The sequence below is a fragment of the Vibrio lentus genome (assembly GCF_002875945.1).
Lineage (GTDB): Bacteria > Pseudomonadota > Gammaproteobacteria > Enterobacterales > Vibrionaceae > Vibrio > Vibrio apostichopi.
The window spans coordinates 129516-145769 of sequence record NZ_MCZK01000172.1; the positions used below are offsets into that span (position 1 = coordinate 129516).

The 16254-nt window shown below is 45.3% G+C and carries 19 protein-coding genes; 13 read left to right on the forward strand and 6 right to left on the reverse strand.

Going from position 1 to position 16254, the window contains the following annotated elements; all coding sequences use genetic code 11:
- Nucleotides 1-63: 63 nt before the first annotated feature.
- The 3 genes from BCT49_RS23310 to BCT49_RS23320 all read right to left on the reverse strand — a co-directional run bounded on the left by BCT49_RS23310 (nucleotide 64) and on the right by BCT49_RS23320 (nucleotide 3650).
- Nucleotides 64-1056: a hydrolase gene (locus BCT49_RS23310; protein ID WP_102438503.1), complete on the reverse strand. Its 993-nt coding sequence runs from the start codon at nucleotides 1054-1056 to the stop codon at nucleotides 64-66.
- A gap of 204 nt (nucleotides 1057-1260) precedes the next feature.
- The gene (locus BCT49_RS23315; RefSeq protein ID WP_065104118.1) at nucleotides 1261-1731 is read right to left on the reverse strand and encodes a TIGR02444 family protein; all 471 of its coding nucleotides are present in this window, start codon (nucleotides 1729-1731) and stop codon (nucleotides 1261-1263) included.
- Entirely contained in the window at nucleotides 1728-3650 is a 1923-nt protein-coding gene (locus BCT49_RS23320; RefSeq protein ID WP_065104117.1) for an ABC transporter ATP-binding protein, read from the reverse strand. The genes BCT49_RS23315 and BCT49_RS23320 overlap by 4 nt, the downstream gene beginning before the upstream one ends.
- 173 nt (nucleotides 3651-3823) lie before the next feature.
- On the opposite strand from BCT49_RS23320, the gene kefG reads away from it, so the two are divergent.
- From kefG to BCT49_RS23345, 5 genes are all read left to right on the forward strand, one after another.
- Nucleotides 3824-4408, forward strand: a complete 585-nt coding sequence (gene kefG / locus BCT49_RS23325; protein ID WP_102438505.1) for a glutathione-regulated potassium-efflux system ancillary protein KefG — start codon at nucleotides 3824-3826, stop codon at nucleotides 4406-4408.
- Complete coding sequence (gene kefB / locus BCT49_RS23330; RefSeq protein WP_029225383.1) at nucleotides 4395-6191, forward strand: glutathione-regulated potassium-efflux system protein KefB; 1797 nt, start codon at nucleotides 4395-4397, stop codon at nucleotides 6189-6191. Before kefG ends, kefB begins: the two co-directional genes overlap by 14 nt.
- Before the next feature lie 146 nt (nucleotides 6192-6337).
- Nucleotides 6338-6538, forward strand: coding sequence for a YheV family putative zinc ribbon protein (locus tag BCT49_RS23335; protein ID WP_020477226.1), 201 nt, complete (start codon nucleotides 6338-6340; stop codon nucleotides 6536-6538).
- A 94-nt stretch (nucleotides 6539-6632) separates the two neighbouring features.
- A complete protein-coding gene (gene slyD, locus BCT49_RS23340; protein WP_017104666.1) occupies nucleotides 6633-7229 on the forward strand; it encodes a peptidylprolyl isomerase in 597 nt (198 codons plus the stop codon).
- A 235-nt stretch (nucleotides 7230-7464) separates the two neighbouring features.
- A complete protein-coding gene (locus BCT49_RS23345) occupies nucleotides 7465-8430 on the forward strand; it encodes an isoaspartyl peptidase/L-asparaginase family protein (protein ID WP_102438507.1) in 966 nt (321 codons plus the stop codon).
- Nucleotides 8431-8611: 181 nt separating this feature from the next.
- On the opposite strand, the gene BCT49_RS23350 is transcribed toward BCT49_RS23345, so the two are convergent.
- The gene (locus BCT49_RS23350; RefSeq protein ID WP_004729640.1) at nucleotides 8612-8839 is read right to left on the reverse strand and encodes a SlyX family protein; all 228 of its coding nucleotides are present in this window, start codon (nucleotides 8837-8839) and stop codon (nucleotides 8612-8614) included.
- Nucleotides 8840-8844: 5 nt separating this feature from the next.
- Entirely contained in the window at nucleotides 8845-9822 is a 978-nt protein-coding gene (locus BCT49_RS23355) for a WD40 repeat domain-containing protein (protein ID WP_029223204.1), read from the reverse strand.
- A gap of 131 nt (nucleotides 9823-9953) precedes the next feature.
- On the opposite strand from BCT49_RS23355, the gene fkpA reads away from it, so the two are divergent.
- From fkpA to fusA, 8 genes are all read left to right on the forward strand, one after another.
- Nucleotides 9954-10730: an FKBP-type peptidyl-prolyl cis-trans isomerase gene (gene fkpA, locus BCT49_RS23360; RefSeq protein WP_102438509.1), complete on the forward strand. Its 777-nt coding sequence runs from the start codon at nucleotides 9954-9956 to the stop codon at nucleotides 10728-10730.
- 218 nt (nucleotides 10731-10948) lie between these two features.
- Nucleotides 10949-11674, forward strand: coding sequence for a helix-turn-helix transcriptional regulator (locus BCT49_RS23365; RefSeq protein WP_004729851.1), 726 nt, complete (start codon nucleotides 10949-10951; stop codon nucleotides 11672-11674).
- Nucleotides 11668-12057: a sulfurtransferase complex subunit TusD gene (tusD, locus tag BCT49_RS23370; protein WP_102438511.1), complete on the forward strand. Its 390-nt coding sequence runs from the start codon at nucleotides 11668-11670 to the stop codon at nucleotides 12055-12057. Before BCT49_RS23365 ends, tusD begins: the two co-directional genes overlap by 7 nt.
- Nucleotides 12054-12410 (forward strand): sulfurtransferase complex subunit TusC, encoded by a 357-nt coding sequence (tusC, locus tag BCT49_RS23375; RefSeq protein ID WP_102438513.1) that lies wholly within the window; start codon nucleotides 12054-12056, stop codon nucleotides 12408-12410. The genes tusD and tusC overlap by 4 nt, the downstream gene beginning before the upstream one ends.
- Before the next feature lie 8 nt (nucleotides 12411-12418).
- Nucleotides 12419-12694: a sulfurtransferase complex subunit TusB gene (gene tusB / locus BCT49_RS23380; protein ID WP_076668810.1), complete on the forward strand. Its 276-nt coding sequence runs from the start codon at nucleotides 12419-12421 to the stop codon at nucleotides 12692-12694.
- A 181-nt stretch (nucleotides 12695-12875) separates the two neighbouring features.
- Entirely contained in the window at nucleotides 12876-13250 is a 375-nt protein-coding gene (gene rpsL / locus BCT49_RS23385) for a 30S ribosomal protein S12 (RefSeq protein ID WP_012604917.1), read from the forward strand.
- Between the two features lie 103 nt (nucleotides 13251-13353).
- Nucleotides 13354-13824 (forward strand): 30S ribosomal protein S7, encoded by a 471-nt coding sequence (gene rpsG, locus BCT49_RS23390; protein ID WP_017073678.1) that lies wholly within the window; start codon nucleotides 13354-13356, stop codon nucleotides 13822-13824.
- Nucleotides 13825-13989: 165 nt separating this feature from the next.
- Nucleotides 13990-16086 (forward strand): elongation factor G, encoded by a 2097-nt coding sequence (gene fusA / locus BCT49_RS23395; protein WP_102438515.1) that lies wholly within the window; start codon nucleotides 13990-13992, stop codon nucleotides 16084-16086.
- Here fusA and BCT49_RS26020 read toward each other — a convergent pair.
- Nucleotides 16067-16254: hypothetical protein (locus tag BCT49_RS26020; RefSeq protein WP_206379931.1), on the reverse strand; the 188-nt coding region annotated here is incomplete at its 5' end. The genes fusA and BCT49_RS26020 overlap by 20 nt on opposite strands.

Genomic DNA, 16254 nt, shown 5'->3' on the forward strand with positions numbered 1-16254 from the left:
TTGATGTGTTAATCGGTGTGTCTAGTGACGTCAACCATTCAGCCCTTAACAAAGGCTCGGCCATTATGCCGAATCTTGAATACTTTCATAGTAGGCGGGTAATGCTTCTTCTAACCAAAACCTTGGTTTGAGCGTGCTACCGGTAATGAATCCCACATGGCCGCCTTTTTGAAACAGACGATAATCGATGTTGTCGGGTAGAACGAATTTTGGAATCACATCATCGGTCATGAAAGGATCGTCTTTCGCATGAATGATCTGTGTGGGCAGTTTAATCCGATTCAATTTAGGCAATGCAGAACATTGGGCATAGTAGTCTTGTGCATTCTTGAACCCGTGCAGAGGCGCAGTGATTCGCTCATCAAACTCGTACAGCTTGTCGATCTTCTTGATGCTTTCAGCAGAGATACCAATCTTCTCTTGCAGCAGCTTATGTTTCTTCAATGCATTCGATTTCAAAGAATTGAGCAGGTACTTTTTATAGATCTTAGAGAAGCCTTGTTCAATACGACTTGAGCAACACGCAAGGTCAAAGGGTGCAGAGACAATCGTCGCCGCTGAGATCAACGGATCATCTGCGTAGTCGGCGAGATAATTAGCCAACATGTTACCGCCTAGCGAGATGCCAACCGCAACCTTAGGGTTATTGGGAAACCTTGAATGCAGATGCCTTAAAAAGAAGCGAGCGTCTTCGACCTCTCCAGAGTGGTAAGCTCGAGCCAAGCGATTCGCTTTTCCGCTGCAACCTCTGAAGTGCATCATCACGGACAACCAACCATCCTTAGCAAACGCGTTCATCAGTCCATTGGCGTATGGGCTCTCAAAGCTGCCTTCCAAACCGTGGAACAGCACGAATATCGGCTTGTTCTTTATATCGTCACTATTTGGATTGTCGCCATCTGGTGATTCGCTCCATGCAAGGTCGAGAAAGTCACCATCGGGTGTTTCTAAGGTTTGCCATTGCGGAGCAAACAACGCCTGCTTTCTAATAAACCGAGGCACCAAGGTTTGTAGGTGAGGATTTGATAAACCAGCAGCAGCGGTAAATATTGTCATAAAACAGTCCATGCTTATTTGTGGGCTTTGAAAAGTGTTGAGCTTTTAGCGAAACGCCCACGTTTTTATTTGAGCTTGGTTGATTCTCGGCATAAGCGCAAGGGTTTCACAGAGACTGGCTACAAAAATACCCCATGAGTAACTGATTGAATAATATCGAGGTTAAGCTTGGATCTAGACGGAATAAAAGGGAAAGGCAACGAGTTAAGGCTGAGGGGCTGGTTCAGAAAAAGCATCATAGAGATTTTCTGCGCCGAGTAGCCGACAATATTCAAACGCGAGTGGCGATTGTTGATTGCAGGAGAGATGTAGAGAGTTGATACAGTCGACGAGATCAGATTGTTGTTGCTTCTCTAGCTGCAGCTCAAATTGGAGTGCTTCGCGGTAGAGAGAATCGACGACTTGAGGTTTGAGATGCTTACGCAGCTCTCGATAGCTGTGAAGAAGAGTTTCAGAGCGGCTTAAGCACTGCTGAACTTTGTGCCACTCTTCTTCGGCAAAAGACAATTGCTGCTCATCAAGCCATTTGAGAAGCAGCAGTAGATTGACGTTGCCGTGGAACTGGTTTTGCAAAGCTAAGCACGCATCCTTTACACCGCGCACACTGTAATACTGAAGGCTAAATTGCCATAGTCGTTCCAGTGTTAGTGATATCGGGGCGTGCTCTGGGCTCATAAGCTATCCATTTCCTGTTCCATTTGCTCAAGCTCTTCTTGAGTGGACATCCAATCCATTTCAACTTCTTCTAGCTGTGATTTACTGCTCGCTTGCAGAGCGAGTACTTTATTTAGTCTAGCCTTATTTTCAGCTTCATAAAGTGAAGTGTCAGATAATTGCTGTTCAGCCTCTTCAAGATCAAGCGTCAACTTATCCATTTTCTTTTCAAACTGAGTCAATTGTTTGCGAATAGGCGCGGTCAGTTTTCTGAACTCGGCTTCTTTACGCTTTTGTTCTTTCTTCGATGCCGCACTGTTTGCGCTATCTTTAGCCGGAGCTAACGCTTGCGCTTCTTTACGTTCAATTTTTTGTTGTTCAGTCAGCCATTTGTAGTAATCGTCAAGATCACCATCAAACGGCGCAACCTGACGGTCATGTACTAGGTACAAATCATCGGTGGTTGCACGCAGTAAGTAACGGTCGTGCGATACGATAACCATCGCACCTTCAAACGTTTGTAGCGCGAAGGTCAGCGCCTGACGCATGTCGAGATCCAAGTGGTTGGTTGGTTCATCGAGTAACAATAGATTTGGTTTTTGCCATACCAGCAGAGCCAGTACCAATCGTGCTTTTTCACCACCCGAAAACGGAGCCACTTTATCCAGCGCTTTTTCACCTTGGAAGCCAAAGCTACCGAGGTAATCTCGCAATTGTTGCTCAGTGTGTTTAGGCGCAATCTGCATCATGTGTTGCAGTGGCGTTTCTTCTGGGTGCAGCGTCTCTAATTGATGCTGAGCGAAGTAACCCATCTTAACGCCTTGCGAATAGCTCAGCTCACCACCTTGCTGTTTCAGTTCGCCTGAAAGCAGTTTGATTAGGGTTGATTTACCCGCACCGTTTCGGCCCAGCAAACCGATACGGCTACCCGGAACAAGGTTAAGGCGAATCTTTTCTAGAATCAGGTTGTCATCGTAGCCTGCCGATACTTCATCCATCATCATGATTGGGTTAGGCAGCGCGTCTGGCTCTCTAAATTCAAAGCTGAATGGGTTATCAAATTGAGCGGGTAGCACTTGTTCCATTTTCTCAAGCGCTTTAATACGGCTTTGCGCTTGGCGAGCCTTTGAAGCTTTGTAGCGGAAACGGTCAATGTAGCTCTGCATGTGAGACATTTGTTTCTGCTGTTTCTGGAACATCGCTTGTTGCAGAATCAGTTTTTGAGCACGTTGAGTCTCAAAAGACGAGTAGTTACCGGTGTATTCGTTCAGCTGCTGGTTTTCAACATGCACGATGCGGTTGACGATAGGGTCTAAGAAGTCTCTATCGTGCGAGATAAGAACCAATGTGCCTGGGTAGTTTTGTAGCCAGCGCTCTAACCACATCACAGCATCTAAGTCTAAGTGGTTGGTTGGTTCATCGAGTAGCAGTAAATCACTGCGGCATAGAAGGGCTTGCGCTAAGTTCAAACGCATACGCCAACCACCCGAAAATTGGGTCAGGTTCCATGTCATTTGTTCTTGGCGAAAACCAAGGCCATCAAGTAATTCGGCTGCTCGTGAATTGATGGTGTAACCACCAATGGTTTCAATCTTGCCGTGTATCTCTGCTACCAGTGTACCGTTGTCGGCTTGTTCTGCTTTCGCCAACTGCTCTTCAAGGCCTCGATATTCTCTGTCACCATCAATCACATATTCAATGGCTTTTCTTTCTAATGCAGGGGTTTCTTGTGCAACCCAAGCCATTTCCCAGTGAGCGGGTTTACTGAATGAACCGGCATCAATCGATAGCTCGTCTTTAATTAAGGCGAACAGCGTAGATTTACCACAGCCATTTTTACCCACCAAACCGACTTTATCGCCAGGGTGAAGGGTTGCAGATGCTTGGTCGAGAAGTGGCTTACCGCCGCGTAGCAATTGAATATCAGAGAAAGTAATCATATAGAGGTAGCATAGAAATTAGAGGTGAACAGACGCCTGCATAGTAGGCTGAATCCAGATAAAAGTCGATCACAATGCAATTTGCGTTATGATGCCAATAACATATTAATAACTTTTGCTTAAATTCTTGTGGCCTTGCCACCGTTTAGCTCTAAAAGGAATGTTTCAAAGGAATGAGTAATACTCCCTCGACACAAAAAGCTGTGCCAAAGGTGCTAGTGATCTACGCACATCCTGAGCCACAAACCTCTATTGCCAATCAAATGATGGTTAAAAAGATAGAGTCGCTTGGGCATGTCAAAATCCATGATCTCTACGCGACGTATCCTGATTTCTTTATTGATGTGCCTTATGAGCATGAGCTACTGCTTCAGTATGATGTGATTGTCTTCCAACACCCTTTGTTTATGTATTCATGCCCATCGCTACTGAAAGAGTGGTTTGACCGAGTATTAGGTAAAGGTTTTGCGTTTGGTGAGCATAGTGCGCTTAAGGGTAAACACTGGCGTAGCGTTATCACAACAGGTGGTAAAGAAGAGGCGTTTGGAGAGGCAGGCTATAATAAATATCCATTACAAGAGATTTTGCAGCCATTCGAGTTAACCGCCGCTTTGTGTCAGATGCACTGGATGTCACCTTTAGTTCTACACTGGGCAAGAAACGTCTCGGATATGACGCGTTACCAACACGCGGAAGCGTATCGAAACTGGTTGCGAGACCCGCTACAAGATATAGGAGCGAATGATGGCTCTGACTAACGATTTTCTACAAAGTAGCGTTATTTTTTTAGCGGCTGCTGTGGTCGCGGTTCCTATCGCACAGCGCGCTGGCTTAGGCTCAGTACTCGGCTATCTATTAGCTGGCGTAGCGATTGGTCCTTGGGGGCTTGGCTTAATCAGTGATGTCGAAGCGATTCTGCATTTCTCCGAGTTCGGGGTGGTACTGCTCCTCTTTCTCATCGGTTTAGAACTTAACCCTAAAAAATTGTGGCAGATGAGAGCGCCTATTCTCGGATTGGGTGGCGCACAAGTGTTGATCACCACTCTGATTATTACCGCCATCGCCTGTATGTTCGGATTAACTTGGCAAACCAGCCTAGTAATAGGTATGGGTTTAGCGCTGTCTTCCACGGCAATCGCCTTGCGCGTTATTGAAGAGCGAGAACTCGGTGGTAAAGAAGCGGGGCAGTCAGGCTTTGCAGTCTTACTCTTTCAGGATATTGCCGTAATCCCTATGTTGGCGATGCTGCCTTTGCTCGCTGGTAATACGGGTGGCAGTTGGGCTGACATGCTGTGGATGCTGGGCGGTGTGATTGGCTTGCTTGTTGGTGGTCACTTCTTGTTGAGACCACTATTCCGATATGTAGTCATGAGCGGTGTGCGTGAGTTGTTCACGGTCGCAGCGCTGTTATTGGTGATTGGTATTGCCGTCATCATGCAGCAGATTGGTTTGTCGATGGCTCTGGGTACTTTCTTAGCGGGCGTACTTCTGGCTGAAAGTGAGTATCGACACGAGCTAGAAATCGCGATTGACCCATTCAAAGGGTTACTGCTTGGTCTGTTCTTTATCTCTGTGGGTATGGCGGTAAACCTAGGTTTATTGGCAGAAAGCCCATTCGCAATACTTATCGCAGTGTCGTCTCTGGTCGTATTGAAAGGTTTGGTGCTGTATGCGCTGGCTCGTATCTTCGGCACTCAAGCTAAAGCGCGTAGCCGAATGGCGATGATTCTCAGCCAAGGTGGTGAGTTTGCTTTCGTTATTTTTACCGCGGCGAGTGCACAAGGCATCTTAAGCGGCGACCAAGTGTCGTTCTTACTGGTTGTTGTGAGCCTTTCTATGGTGACCACGCCATTGATGCTTAAACTGCAAGACCGATTCTTTGCTCGCCAACTTAATCAAATCAGTGAAAGCGCGATGTCTTCAGATGTGGTTGATCGCAGCCCTCGAGTAATTATTGCGGGCTTTGGTCGTTTCGGTCAGATCATTGGTCGTTTGATGTATGCCAACAAGATTCGTATCACCGTCCTTGAAAGTGATGCCAGCCAAATACATATCCTTAGGAAGTTCGGCTACAAGGTATTTTACGGTGACTCTACTCACCTTGAACTATTACGAGCTGCGGGAGCTGACAAGGCAGAAGCCATTGTGTTGTGTACCGATTCTCCTGATGAAATCATGAAGACCGTCGATTTGTGTAAGCAGCACTTCCCACAGTTGAAGATTTTAGCGCGTGCACGAAGCCGTGTTGAAGCGTATCAATTACTTAACCATGGTGTGAGCAACTACTCGCGTGAAACCTTCCTTGGGGCATTAGATTTAGGTCGTCAAACATTGACCGAACTTGGCATGCATCCATATAAAGCGAAGCGAGCAGAAGCACACTTTAGGAAATTGGATAATGGTATGCTGAAAGAGTTACTTCCTCAGCATAACGAAGATGCCGAGTTAGCCCAGCGAGCGAAAGAGGCTCGTAAAGAGCTCGAAGAGATTTTTGGACACGAGATGGAAAACGATCACCAATCTCGAAATTACTGGCAATAGTCTGGAGTGAATAGCTCTTCAGAACTTATAACCCAGATATTATAACCAACAACAATACACCCTAATAATAAACGCGGTCTCTACAGAGTCTTTAACTCAGAGACGAATAGAAGAACTGCGAATCCAGAGTAGTAAAGGATATGAACGTGAAACAGAAAAAACGCTTTATCGCTGGGGCGAGCTGCCCAAGCTGCAGTACTCAAGACACACTCCGCTGGTGGGTTGAAAATAATATCGAGCTGGTGGAATGCGTCGATTGCGACTTCACCGAGCAGCGTAAACCAAAAACTGTAGAGAAATCTGAACACGCGAATCAAGAAATGATCGGTATTTTTAAGCCAGAATGATTGAGTTTCGTTAATTGATCCCCATAATATCCCGGTACAGAATTTTTCCTAAGCTCAACTGTTCGAGCTTAGTCCAAACCTCCTTGGAGCTCTCATGAAAATTGAAAAGAACGTAGTAGTTAGTGTTGCATATCAAGTGAAACTTGAAGATGGCGTAGTAGTTGACCAATCAACTGCAGAAGCTCCACTAGATTACCTTCACGGTCACAACAACCTAATTACAGGTCTTGAAAAAGAGCTTGAAGGCAAAGTAGCTGGCGACAAGTTCTCAGCAACTGTTACTCCAGAAGACGCATACGGCGATCACAACGATGACCTAGTTCAACGTGTTCCTGCTGACGTGTTCCAAGGTGTTGAGCAAATCGAAGTTGGCATGCGTTTTCTAGCGGATACTGACCAAGGTCCAATCCCAGTTGAAGTGACTGAAGTAGACGGCGACGAAGTTGTTGTTGACGGTAACCACATGCTTGCTGGTCAAACTCTAACGTTTGACGTTGAAGTTGTAGCTGTTCGTGAAGCGACTGAAGAAGAAGTTCAGCACGGTCACGTACACCAAGAAGGCGGCTGTGGCAGCCACGGTCACGACCATGATCACGACCACGAAGGCGGTTGTTGTGGTGGCGAAGGCCATGACCACGGTGAAGAGAAAAAAGACGGCTGCTGCGGCGGCGGTAGCTGTGGTTCTCACTAATACCGAATTAACGGTTTAGTTTAAGAATACTGAAAGCCTCCCTTGCGGAGGCTTTTGTCGTTTAGGAGTCGAGTTTTCTGAGCTGGCTTTTAATCTACCGAGCTAAGTGTCTGCAAATCTAAGTGTCCGCAAATCTAAGCATTCGTAAAAAGTTTGGTTTTCGCTATCAGACATCAAACCATGAATGTGGTATTGATAGCACAACATTATAAGACGACGTCAGTGGAGAGTTCGCATGTCACAGCCTTTTTCAATTGCTATTCATGGTGGTGCAGGCACCATCTTACGAGAGCAAATGAGCGATGAATTAAAAACGGGTATTACCGAGGCTTTGGAAAAGTCAGTTTTAGCTGGCTATCAAGTACTGCAATCGGGAGGTGATGCTCTGGATGCGGTGGTGGCATCGGTTAAAGTGATGGAAGACAGCCCACACTTTAATGCTGGTAAAGGTTCGGTTCTGACTCATGATGAATTTGTTGAGATGGATGCTTCTGTTATGCATGGTCGCGAAATGGATGCAGGGGCTATTGCAGGCGTCCGTCATATTAAAAATCCGATAGAACTAGCACGTGATGTGATGCTTAAAAGCGACCACGTACTGCTGATTGGCGAAGGCGCAGAGAGGTTTGCGTTTGAGCATGAGTACACCTTCACTGAGCAAGATTACTTTTTTACTGAGCGTCGTTATGACCAACTTCAGTCGATGAAAGAGAAAGGCATCTTTGCTCTGTCTGAAGCGAAATATGATGAACAACAAGCTCAGAAATACCCTGACGATAAAAAGTACGGCACGGTTGGTGCGGTGGCGTTAGACCAAGCCGGTAACTTAGCGGCCGCAACCAGCACCGGAGGCGTAACTAATAAAAAATACGGCCGTGTGGGGGATTCTCCAATCATCGGAGCAGGCACTGTTGCTGAAAATGGTAACGTGGCCGTATCAACAACAGGCATGGGTGAGTTCTTCCTTAGAAAGATGGTTGCCAGTGATGTGGCAGCACGGATGCGTTATCTCAAAGAAGATGTGCATACGGCTTGTGAACACATCATTCAAGGTGAGCTGAAAACCATGGGCGGCGAAGGTGGCTTGATCGCTATCGATGGCCAAGGTGATATTCACTTCGGTATGAACAGTTCCGGAATGTATCGCGCGAGTGTTGATACTAACGGCTGTGTGGAAGTGAAGATTTATGCCGATGACTAAGCTTGTATTGGCTTAACTCGCTTTAGTTGAATTAGTGCAGATTAAACAAACAAAAGGGCGACAGATAAGCATCTGTCGCCCTTTTAGTTATCTATGTCCCGTCCTGAAATGTGTTTACACATCGAGGACGAGAGACTAGCGATATGCGTCACTAGAACCAATTCGTTATTTGGAACCGCACTTAATAGTGGGGAGGTGGCGTCTCTTCTGATGCGTCAGCGAGGTTTGAGCCATCCATATTTTTCACTTTACCCACCACGAACTTCATTTGATCTTGCATTCTCGTGATCAACATCTGTTGTTGGCTAAGCGCTTCATTGAGTTCTTCAATGGTTTGTTCTTGGAAAGCCAACTGACATTCTAGGTCATTCACGCGGCTTTCTAGTTGTTCAATTCGCTTTTCTGTCATCGTTCTTAATCCACATTCCAAGCTTGGGCTATGCCCGCAGAGGTGCCCGATATCACACGGTTCTTTTCATCAAAGGCTGCATCATACACTACCGCACGGGGAGGGCGAGCATCTTTTAATGGCTCAGCATCGTGGCGAGAAATTCGTTTTCCATCTTGAGTATTCCACACGCTTACTTGGCTTGATGGCGTCCCCGTCACCAACATACTGCCGTCGTCAGAAAAGCGAGCACTAGAGAATATCAGCTGTCGAGACCAGCTCTGCAATTGCGCTTGAGGTTCACCTGTTTCTAGATCCCAAATCATCGCTTGGTTGCCGCCATCGGAAGTAAAAGCCAATTCTCCATCCCGTTGTAGTGCAACTCGTACTACTCTTTGTTCATGCTCGAAAGTACGTAACACCAAGCCTGATTCGGTATCCCAAAGGTAAGCTTTGTAGTCGTTACCACCTGATAACGCGTAGCGCCCATTCGAAGATAGGGAGACGGAATTAACTTTTTCTCGGTGAGCGAGGAACTCCAGACGGCGTCCGGTGACTAAGTCCACATAGATAGCTTTGCCGTTAGACAGGCCAAGTAAGACTTTTTCACCATTGCTGGATATGTCGACATCGCGAATCAAGCCATCGGAAATAGACCAAAGCCCTTCAGCTTGAGTCCAAGATAGGTCCCAAACGGCGAAATTCATCTGACTTGCGGTAATCGCAAAGCGACCATTGTCAGAGATGCGAATGCGCGATATTTGGTTTTCGGATTGGTCTTGCGGGCCGAGTTGAGCGAGCTCTTTGTTTTGGTCTAAGTCCCAGAGCAGTAAGTGTTTTTGCTGAGAGTAGAGTAGAGCGAAGCGTCCATCTCTGCTTAGGGCAAAGCTGGTGGCACCATTGGGTTCAATTTCCCAACGTTGCTCATCATCTTGGAAGAAAAAACATCCATTTAACAAGGTGATGACAATTGCACATAGCAATGAATGGAAAAATATTTGCATCACGTCTAATAATCCGGTTTTTGTCGAAAGACATATGACTAGTATATTGTTATAACTAACGTATTCACACCAATCTAATCATTAGATTTGTGCACAATAACCAATGGCTTGGCCATTAATTGGAGAATTCAATGAAATCAGTTTTAAAAGTATCACTGCTTGCCGCAACGGTTATGCTAGCAGTTGGTTGTCAGAAAGAAGAACCAAAGGCAGAAGCTCCACAGGTAGAAGAAGTTAAAGTTGAAGCAGTAAACTTTAAAACAGAAGACGACAAAGCGGCATACGCAATCGGTGTATCTTTCGCTAACTACCTAAGCACAAGCATTGATAAGCCAAGCGAGCTAGGCATCAACCTAGACAAAGATATGGTTCTTCAAGGTATCGAAGACGTATTTGCAGAGAAAACTGCACTGAACGAAGAAGAGACTCGCGCTGCACTTGAAGCTCTAGACAAGCGTGTTGCTGAAACAATGCAAGCCCAAGCGGCAGAGAAATCAGCAGAAGTGAAGAAAGCGGGTGATGATTTCCGCGCTGAGTTCGCTAAGACTGAAGGCGTGAAGCAAACTGAATCTGGCCTACTTTACCAAGTAATGACAGCTGGCGAAGGCGCATCTCCAAAAGACACTGATACGGTTCAAGTACACTACAAAGGTACGCTAACAGACGGTACTCAGTTCGATAGCTCTTACGATCGTGGCGAACCAGCAACATTCCCACCAAACCGCGTAATCCCAGGCTGGACTGAAGGCGTACAACTGATGCAAGTTGGTTCTAAGTACAAATTCGTAATCCCGCCAGAGCTAGCATACGGTGAGCAAGACACACCGACTATCCCAGCTAACTCAACACTAGTATTTGAAGTTGAGCTACTGAAAATCGATAACGCTGAAGCAGCTCCTGCTCAGTAATATCGAACAAAAGTATCGAATGAATCTCTCGTATTAAAATACGAAGATTGAATAAAAAGCCTAACGTTGAGTTGGGCTTTTTTTTTGCTTTTTAAATGAGTATTTGATTTTTAAAGTTGTTCTAAATCACTAGTTGCAATGTTAGCTAGGTGTGCAATTAAAATTTTCTGATAAACTTACATAAATTTGTTGATTTTTCACACGAAGGTAAGGAATAAGTGACTACTACAGAAACAGTCAATGCGGATGTGTTACTTGAAATGGAATCAGTCCACGTCATGCCATTCAGTGAACACGATAAAATTATCTTAAGATCTTATGAGGCCGTGGTTGACGGTATTGCGAGTCTTATCGGTCCGTTTTGTGAAATCGTTTTACACTCTTTAGAAGACCTCAATACTTCTGCGATTAAAATTGCCAACGGCGAAAATACAGGTCGTCAGGTTGGTTCGCCGATCACCGATCTTGCATTAAAGATGCTGAAAGATATTGAAGGTTCTAAGCGTAACTTCTCACGTTCATACTTTACTCGCGCTAAAGGCGGAGTATTGATGAAGTCGATCACGGTTGCTATCCGCAATGGTGAAGACCGAGTGATTGGCTTGCTGTGTATTAACGTCAACCTAGATGCGCCATTCTCACAAGTACTGCAATCTTTCATGCCTACGCAAGATGCGGACGAAGCTGCATCATCAGTAAACTTTGCCAGTGATGTCGAAGAGCTTGTCGACCAAACGGTTGAACGCACCATTGAAGAAATCAATGCAGACAAATCAGTATCGAATAATACTAAGAACCGTCAAATCGTGATGGAGCTTTACGACAAAGGTATTTTCGATATTAAAGACGCGATTAACCGTGTAGCTGAGCGATTGAATATCTCTAAGCACACCGTTTACTTATACATCCGTCAACGCAAAACAGAGGATGAAGAGGGTTGTTAAGCTACACACTCCTAGTTAATGGGCCGGTTTACGGCTCACAATCTGCAAGAAGTGCTTATCAGTTTGCCGTGGCTCTATTGAAACAGGGCCACAAACTCCACAGTGTGTTCTTCTATCAAGATGGTGTCAGTAATGGCTCTGGCATTACTGTGCCCGCTAATGATGAATTCGACTTGGCATCCGCTTGGCAAAAACTGGCGGATGAGCACAATGTTAGCCTCGAGACATGTGTTGCTGCTGCGCTCAGACGCGGAGTGATCAGCACTGAAGAAGCAACGCAACATCAATTGAGCGCCTCTAACTTGGCGGCTGGTTTTACCCAAGCTGGGTTAGGGAGCTTATCTGAAGCACTTTTGACGCAAGATAGGGTTGTGCAGTTTTGAGTAAATTGGCCTTTATATTTAATACTTTTCCTCATACGACGGCTGCGGGTAGAGAAGGGCTAGATGCGCTGCTAGCGGCTTCAGCCTATAGTGAAGACATTACCGTATTCTTTGTTGGTGATGGCGTTACACAGCTTCTCAAGGCTCAACAGCCAGATGAATCCCTATCACGTGACTATATTTCTGCATTCAAGCTCATGGATCTCTACGACATCGAGCAGGTTTACGTGTGTCAACATAGCCTCAATCAGTTCGGCCTCTCGACAGATAACTTGTTGATCGATGTGACTGCGCTAGAAGTGAGTGAGTTGACGCAGAAGTTAGCTCAGAGCCAAAAAATACTGACTTTCTAGGGAACGTTATGCTTCATATTGTAAAATCAGTAGACAAACTCAAGCTTGCATTGGCGTACTCACAACAACAGGATCACATCCTTTTGCTGGAAGATGCGGTGTATGTTTGCCTGCCAAATCATGAGTTATTCAATCAAATCTCAACCGTTGAACATGTGTCGGTATTAAAAACAGATCTAGATAGCCGAGGTTTACAACAACTTGCTTCAAGCACTCTGAATCAAGTGGACTTCGATGGATTCGTCAAACTGACGGTTTTGAACGACAAATCAGTGACTTGGTAGCCGTGTTTTATCAGTGTGGTTAAAAAAAGACCATCCTGAGCTCTAGACGGCTAAAAAAGATCTGTATATTTCTTGACACACATCCCACTGCTGAATAGAATTTTGCGTCCCTATTTACACTATGTGTAATAGGGCTAGATTTTTCATCAAGCTTACTTTCAAGTAAATCAGGAGCTAGTTAATGGCAACTATTAACCAGTTGGTACGTACTCCTCGTGTAAAGCAGGTTGTTAAAAGCAACGTGCCTGCACTAGAAGCGTGCCCACAAAAACGTGGTGTATGTACTCGCGTATATACTACTACTCCAAAAAAACCGAACTCAGCACTACGTAAAGTATGTCGTGTTCGTCTAACTAACGGCTTTGAAGTTACTTCATACATCGGCGGCGAAGGTCATAACCTTCAAGAACACAGTGTTGTTCTTATCCGTGGTGGTCGTGTTAAAGATTTACCAGGTGTGCGTTACCACACTGTTCGCGGTGCACTTGACTGTGCAGGCGTTAACGACCGTAAGAAAGGTCGTTCTAAGTATGGTGTGAAACGTCCTAAGTCTTAATGCGTCTTTTTTTAAAAGAAAGCGTTAAGTAAGGCCAAACACTATTTATTTATTATTCTGAAAAGTTTTGGAAAAAACCTGAAGAAGACAACGGAGAAATTCCATGCCACGTCGTCGCGTAATAGGCCAGCGTAAGATCCTTCCAGATCCTAAGTTCAAATCTGAACTGCTGGCAAAATTCGTTAACATCCTTATGGTTGACGGAAAAAAATCTACTGCAGAGAAGATTGTTTACACTGCACTAGAAACTATGGCTGAGAAATCTGGTAAAGATCACTTAGCTGTATTTGAAGAAGCTCTTGAAAATGTTCGCCCAGCGGTAGAAGTTAAATCTCGCCGTGTGGGTGGTTCAACTTACCAAGTACCTGTAGAAGTTCGTCCGGTTCGCCGTAACGCTCTTGCTATGCGTTGGGTAGTTGAAGCTGCGCGTAAGCGTGGTGAAAAATCTATGGCTCAACGCCTAGCTGCTGAAATGCTAGACGCGTCTGAGAACAAAGGTACTGCGGTTAAGAAACGTGAAGACGTTCACCGCATGGCTGACGCAAACAAAGCGTTCGCACATTACCGCTGGTAATACCTTTTCAGTGCTGCAAGGTTCCTTGCAGCACTTCTTTAGTTCCTATGCTTATGCTAGGAACTATTGCTATTTCTAGGGCAAAGCTTTTTAGCGAAGCATCGCTTTTAACGCACAATCTAGACATAGCAATAGTCCCTAAGTCTCTAATAAGAGGATTCAACCGTGGCTCGTAAAACTCCTATTGAGCAGTACCGTAATATCGGTATCGTTGCTCACGTAGATGCAGGTAAAACAACCACAAGTGAACGTATTCTGTTCTATACCGGTCTTTCTCACAAAATCGGCGAAGTTCACGATGGTGCAGCAACCATGGACTGGATGGAGCAAGAGCAAGAGCGCGGTATTACGATCACTTCAGCAGCAACCACTACGTTTTGGCGTGGTATGGAAGCTCAGTATTCTGACCACCGCATCAACATCATCGACACTCCTGGACACGTTGACTTCACTATCGAAGTAGAACGTTCTCTGCGTGTACTTGATGGTGCAGTTGTTGTTTTCTGTGGCTCATCTGGTGTTGAACCTCAGTCAGAGACAGTATGGCGTCAAGCTGATAAGTACCAAGTTCCACGTATGGTTTTCGTTAACAAAATGGACCGTACAGGCGCAGACTTCTTGCGCGTAGTTGAACAGATTAAGGACCGCCTAGGCGCGACTCCTGTGCCCATTCAACTTAACATTGGTGCTGAAGAAAACTTCCAGGGTGTTGTCGATCTTATCAAGATGAAGGCAATCAACTGGAACGAAGCTGACCAAGGCATGACTTTTACGTACGAAGACATTCCAGCAGACATGCAAGAAATGGCTGAAGAATATCGTATAGAACTTGTTGAAGCTGCTGCAGAAGCAAATGAAGAGCTGATGGATAAGTACCTTGAAGAAGGTGAATTGACAGAAGCTGAAATCAAACAAGGTCTTCGTACTCGTACCCTTAACAATGAAATCGTACTTGCAACTTGCGGTAGTGCTTTCAAAAACAAAGGCGTACAAGCTGTTCTAGATGCAGTTGTTGATTTCCTTCCTTCTCCAGTCGATGTACCTGCAATTAAGGGTATCGATGATGACGAGAATGAAATTGAGCGTCACGCGGACGACAAAGAACCGTTCTCAGCGCTAGCATTTAAAATCGCAACAGACCCATTTGTTGGTACTTTAACTTTCATCCGTGTTTACTCTGGTGTTGTTGAAAGCGGTAAAACAGCTTACAACTCTGTGAAGAAACAACGTGAACGTTTAGGGCGCATTGTTCAAATGCACTCAAACAAACGTGAAGAAGTAAAAGAAGTACGAGCAGGTGACATCGCAGCCATTATCGGCCTGAAAGATGTGACTACTGGTGAAACTCTATGTGACCAGAACCATAAAATTGTTCTTGAGCGTATGGAATTCCCAGATCCCGTTATTCAGATCGTTGTAGAGCCTCGCTCTCAAGCTGATCAAGATAAAATGACTATCGCGTTAGGTAAGCTAGCGGCAGAAGATCCATCGTTCCGTGTTGAAACGGATGACGAAACTGGCCAGACACTAATCTCTGGCATGGGTGAACTGCACTTAGATATCATCGTTGACCGCATGAAACGTGAATTCAGCGTGAACTGCAACGTTGGTAATCCGCAAGTTGCTTATCGTGAAACCATTCGTGGTACAGCGAAAGCTGAAGGTAAATTTATCCGCGAACATGGTGGTAAAGGACAGTACGGTCACGTGTGGCTGAAACTGGAACCATCAGAAGCCGGTGAAGGCTTTGTCTTCGTAGATGAAATTGCCAATGGTATCGTGCCAAAAGAGTTCATTACCTCTGTCGCTAAAGGCGTTGAAGAGCAAATGAATAATGGTGTATTAGCGGGCTATCCAGTTTTGGATATCAAAGCTACACTATATGATGGTTCTTACCATGAAGTAGATTCAAGTGAGATGGCGTTTACAATCGCTGCCTCTATGGCTTTCAGAACAGGTGCACTAGAAGCGCAACCAGTTTTGCTTGAGCCTATGATGAAAGTTGAAGTAACTACTCCAGAAGACTGGATGGGTGACGTTGTTGGCGATATTAACCGTCGTCGCGGCATCATCGAAGGTATGGACGAGGGGACAGCTGGCCTGAAGATAATTCGTGCACAAGTTCCGTTGTCTGTCATGTTCGGTTACGCAACTGATTTGCGTTCTGCGACACAAGGTCGTGCTTCTTACTCTATGGAGTTTAGTGAGTACGCTGAAGTGCCAAAAAATGTTGCTAATGCAATCATTGCAGAGCGTGGTTAAACAAAAGGGATGCATTTTTTTCATTTTTTGAAAGATCAATGCGTCCAAATATTGCGCTAACGAGAGTTGGCGCATAAAATAGCAATTTCTGGCGCGTCTCGCTCAATAATGAACGTGGCGAATCATAACTAGGAAGGAACACGATTGTGTCTAAAGAAAAATTTGAAC

Coding starts and splice junctions, on each gene's coding strand:
- BCT49_RS23315 (WP_065104118.1), bottom strand. CDS start 1,731: ATGAGCCCAGAGCACGCCCCGATATCACTAACACTGGAACGACTATGG.
- tusB (WP_076668810.1), top strand. CDS start 12,419: ATGCTTCATATTGTAAAATCAGTAGACAAACTCAAGCTTGCATTGGCG.
- BCT49_RS23350 (WP_004729640.1), bottom strand. CDS start 8,839: ATGACAGAAAAGCGAATTGAACAACTAGAAAGCCGCGTGAATGACCTA.
- rpsL (WP_012604917.1), top strand. CDS start 12,876: ATGGCAACTATTAACCAGTTGGTACGTACTCCTCGTGTAAAGCAGGTT.
- kefB (WP_029225383.1), top strand. CDS start 4,395: ATGGCTCTGACTAACGATTTTCTACAAAGTAGCGTTATTTTTTTAGCG.
- fkpA (WP_102438509.1), top strand. CDS start 9,954: ATGAAATCAGTTTTAAAAGTATCACTGCTTGCCGCAACGGTTATGCTA.
- BCT49_RS23310 (WP_102438503.1), bottom strand. CDS start 1,056: ATGACAATATTTACCGCTGCTGCTGGTTTATCAAATCCTCACCTACAA.
- kefG (WP_102438505.1), top strand. CDS start 3,824: ATGAGTAATACTCCCTCGACACAAAAAGCTGTGCCAAAGGTGCTAGTG.
- BCT49_RS23355 (WP_029223204.1), bottom strand. CDS start 9,822: ATGCAAATATTTTTCCATTCATTGCTATGTGCAATTGTCATCACCTTG.
- BCT49_RS23345 (WP_102438507.1), top strand. CDS start 7,465: ATGTCACAGCCTTTTTCAATTGCTATTCATGGTGGTGCAGGCACCATC.
- rpsG (WP_017073678.1), top strand. CDS start 13,354: ATGCCACGTCGTCGCGTAATAGGCCAGCGTAAGATCCTTCCAGATCCT.
- slyD (WP_017104666.1), top strand. CDS start 6,633: ATGAAAATTGAAAAGAACGTAGTAGTTAGTGTTGCATATCAAGTGAAA.
- BCT49_RS23320 (WP_065104117.1), bottom strand. CDS start 3,650: ATGATTACTTTCTCTGATATTCAATTGCTACGCGGCGGTAAGCCACTT.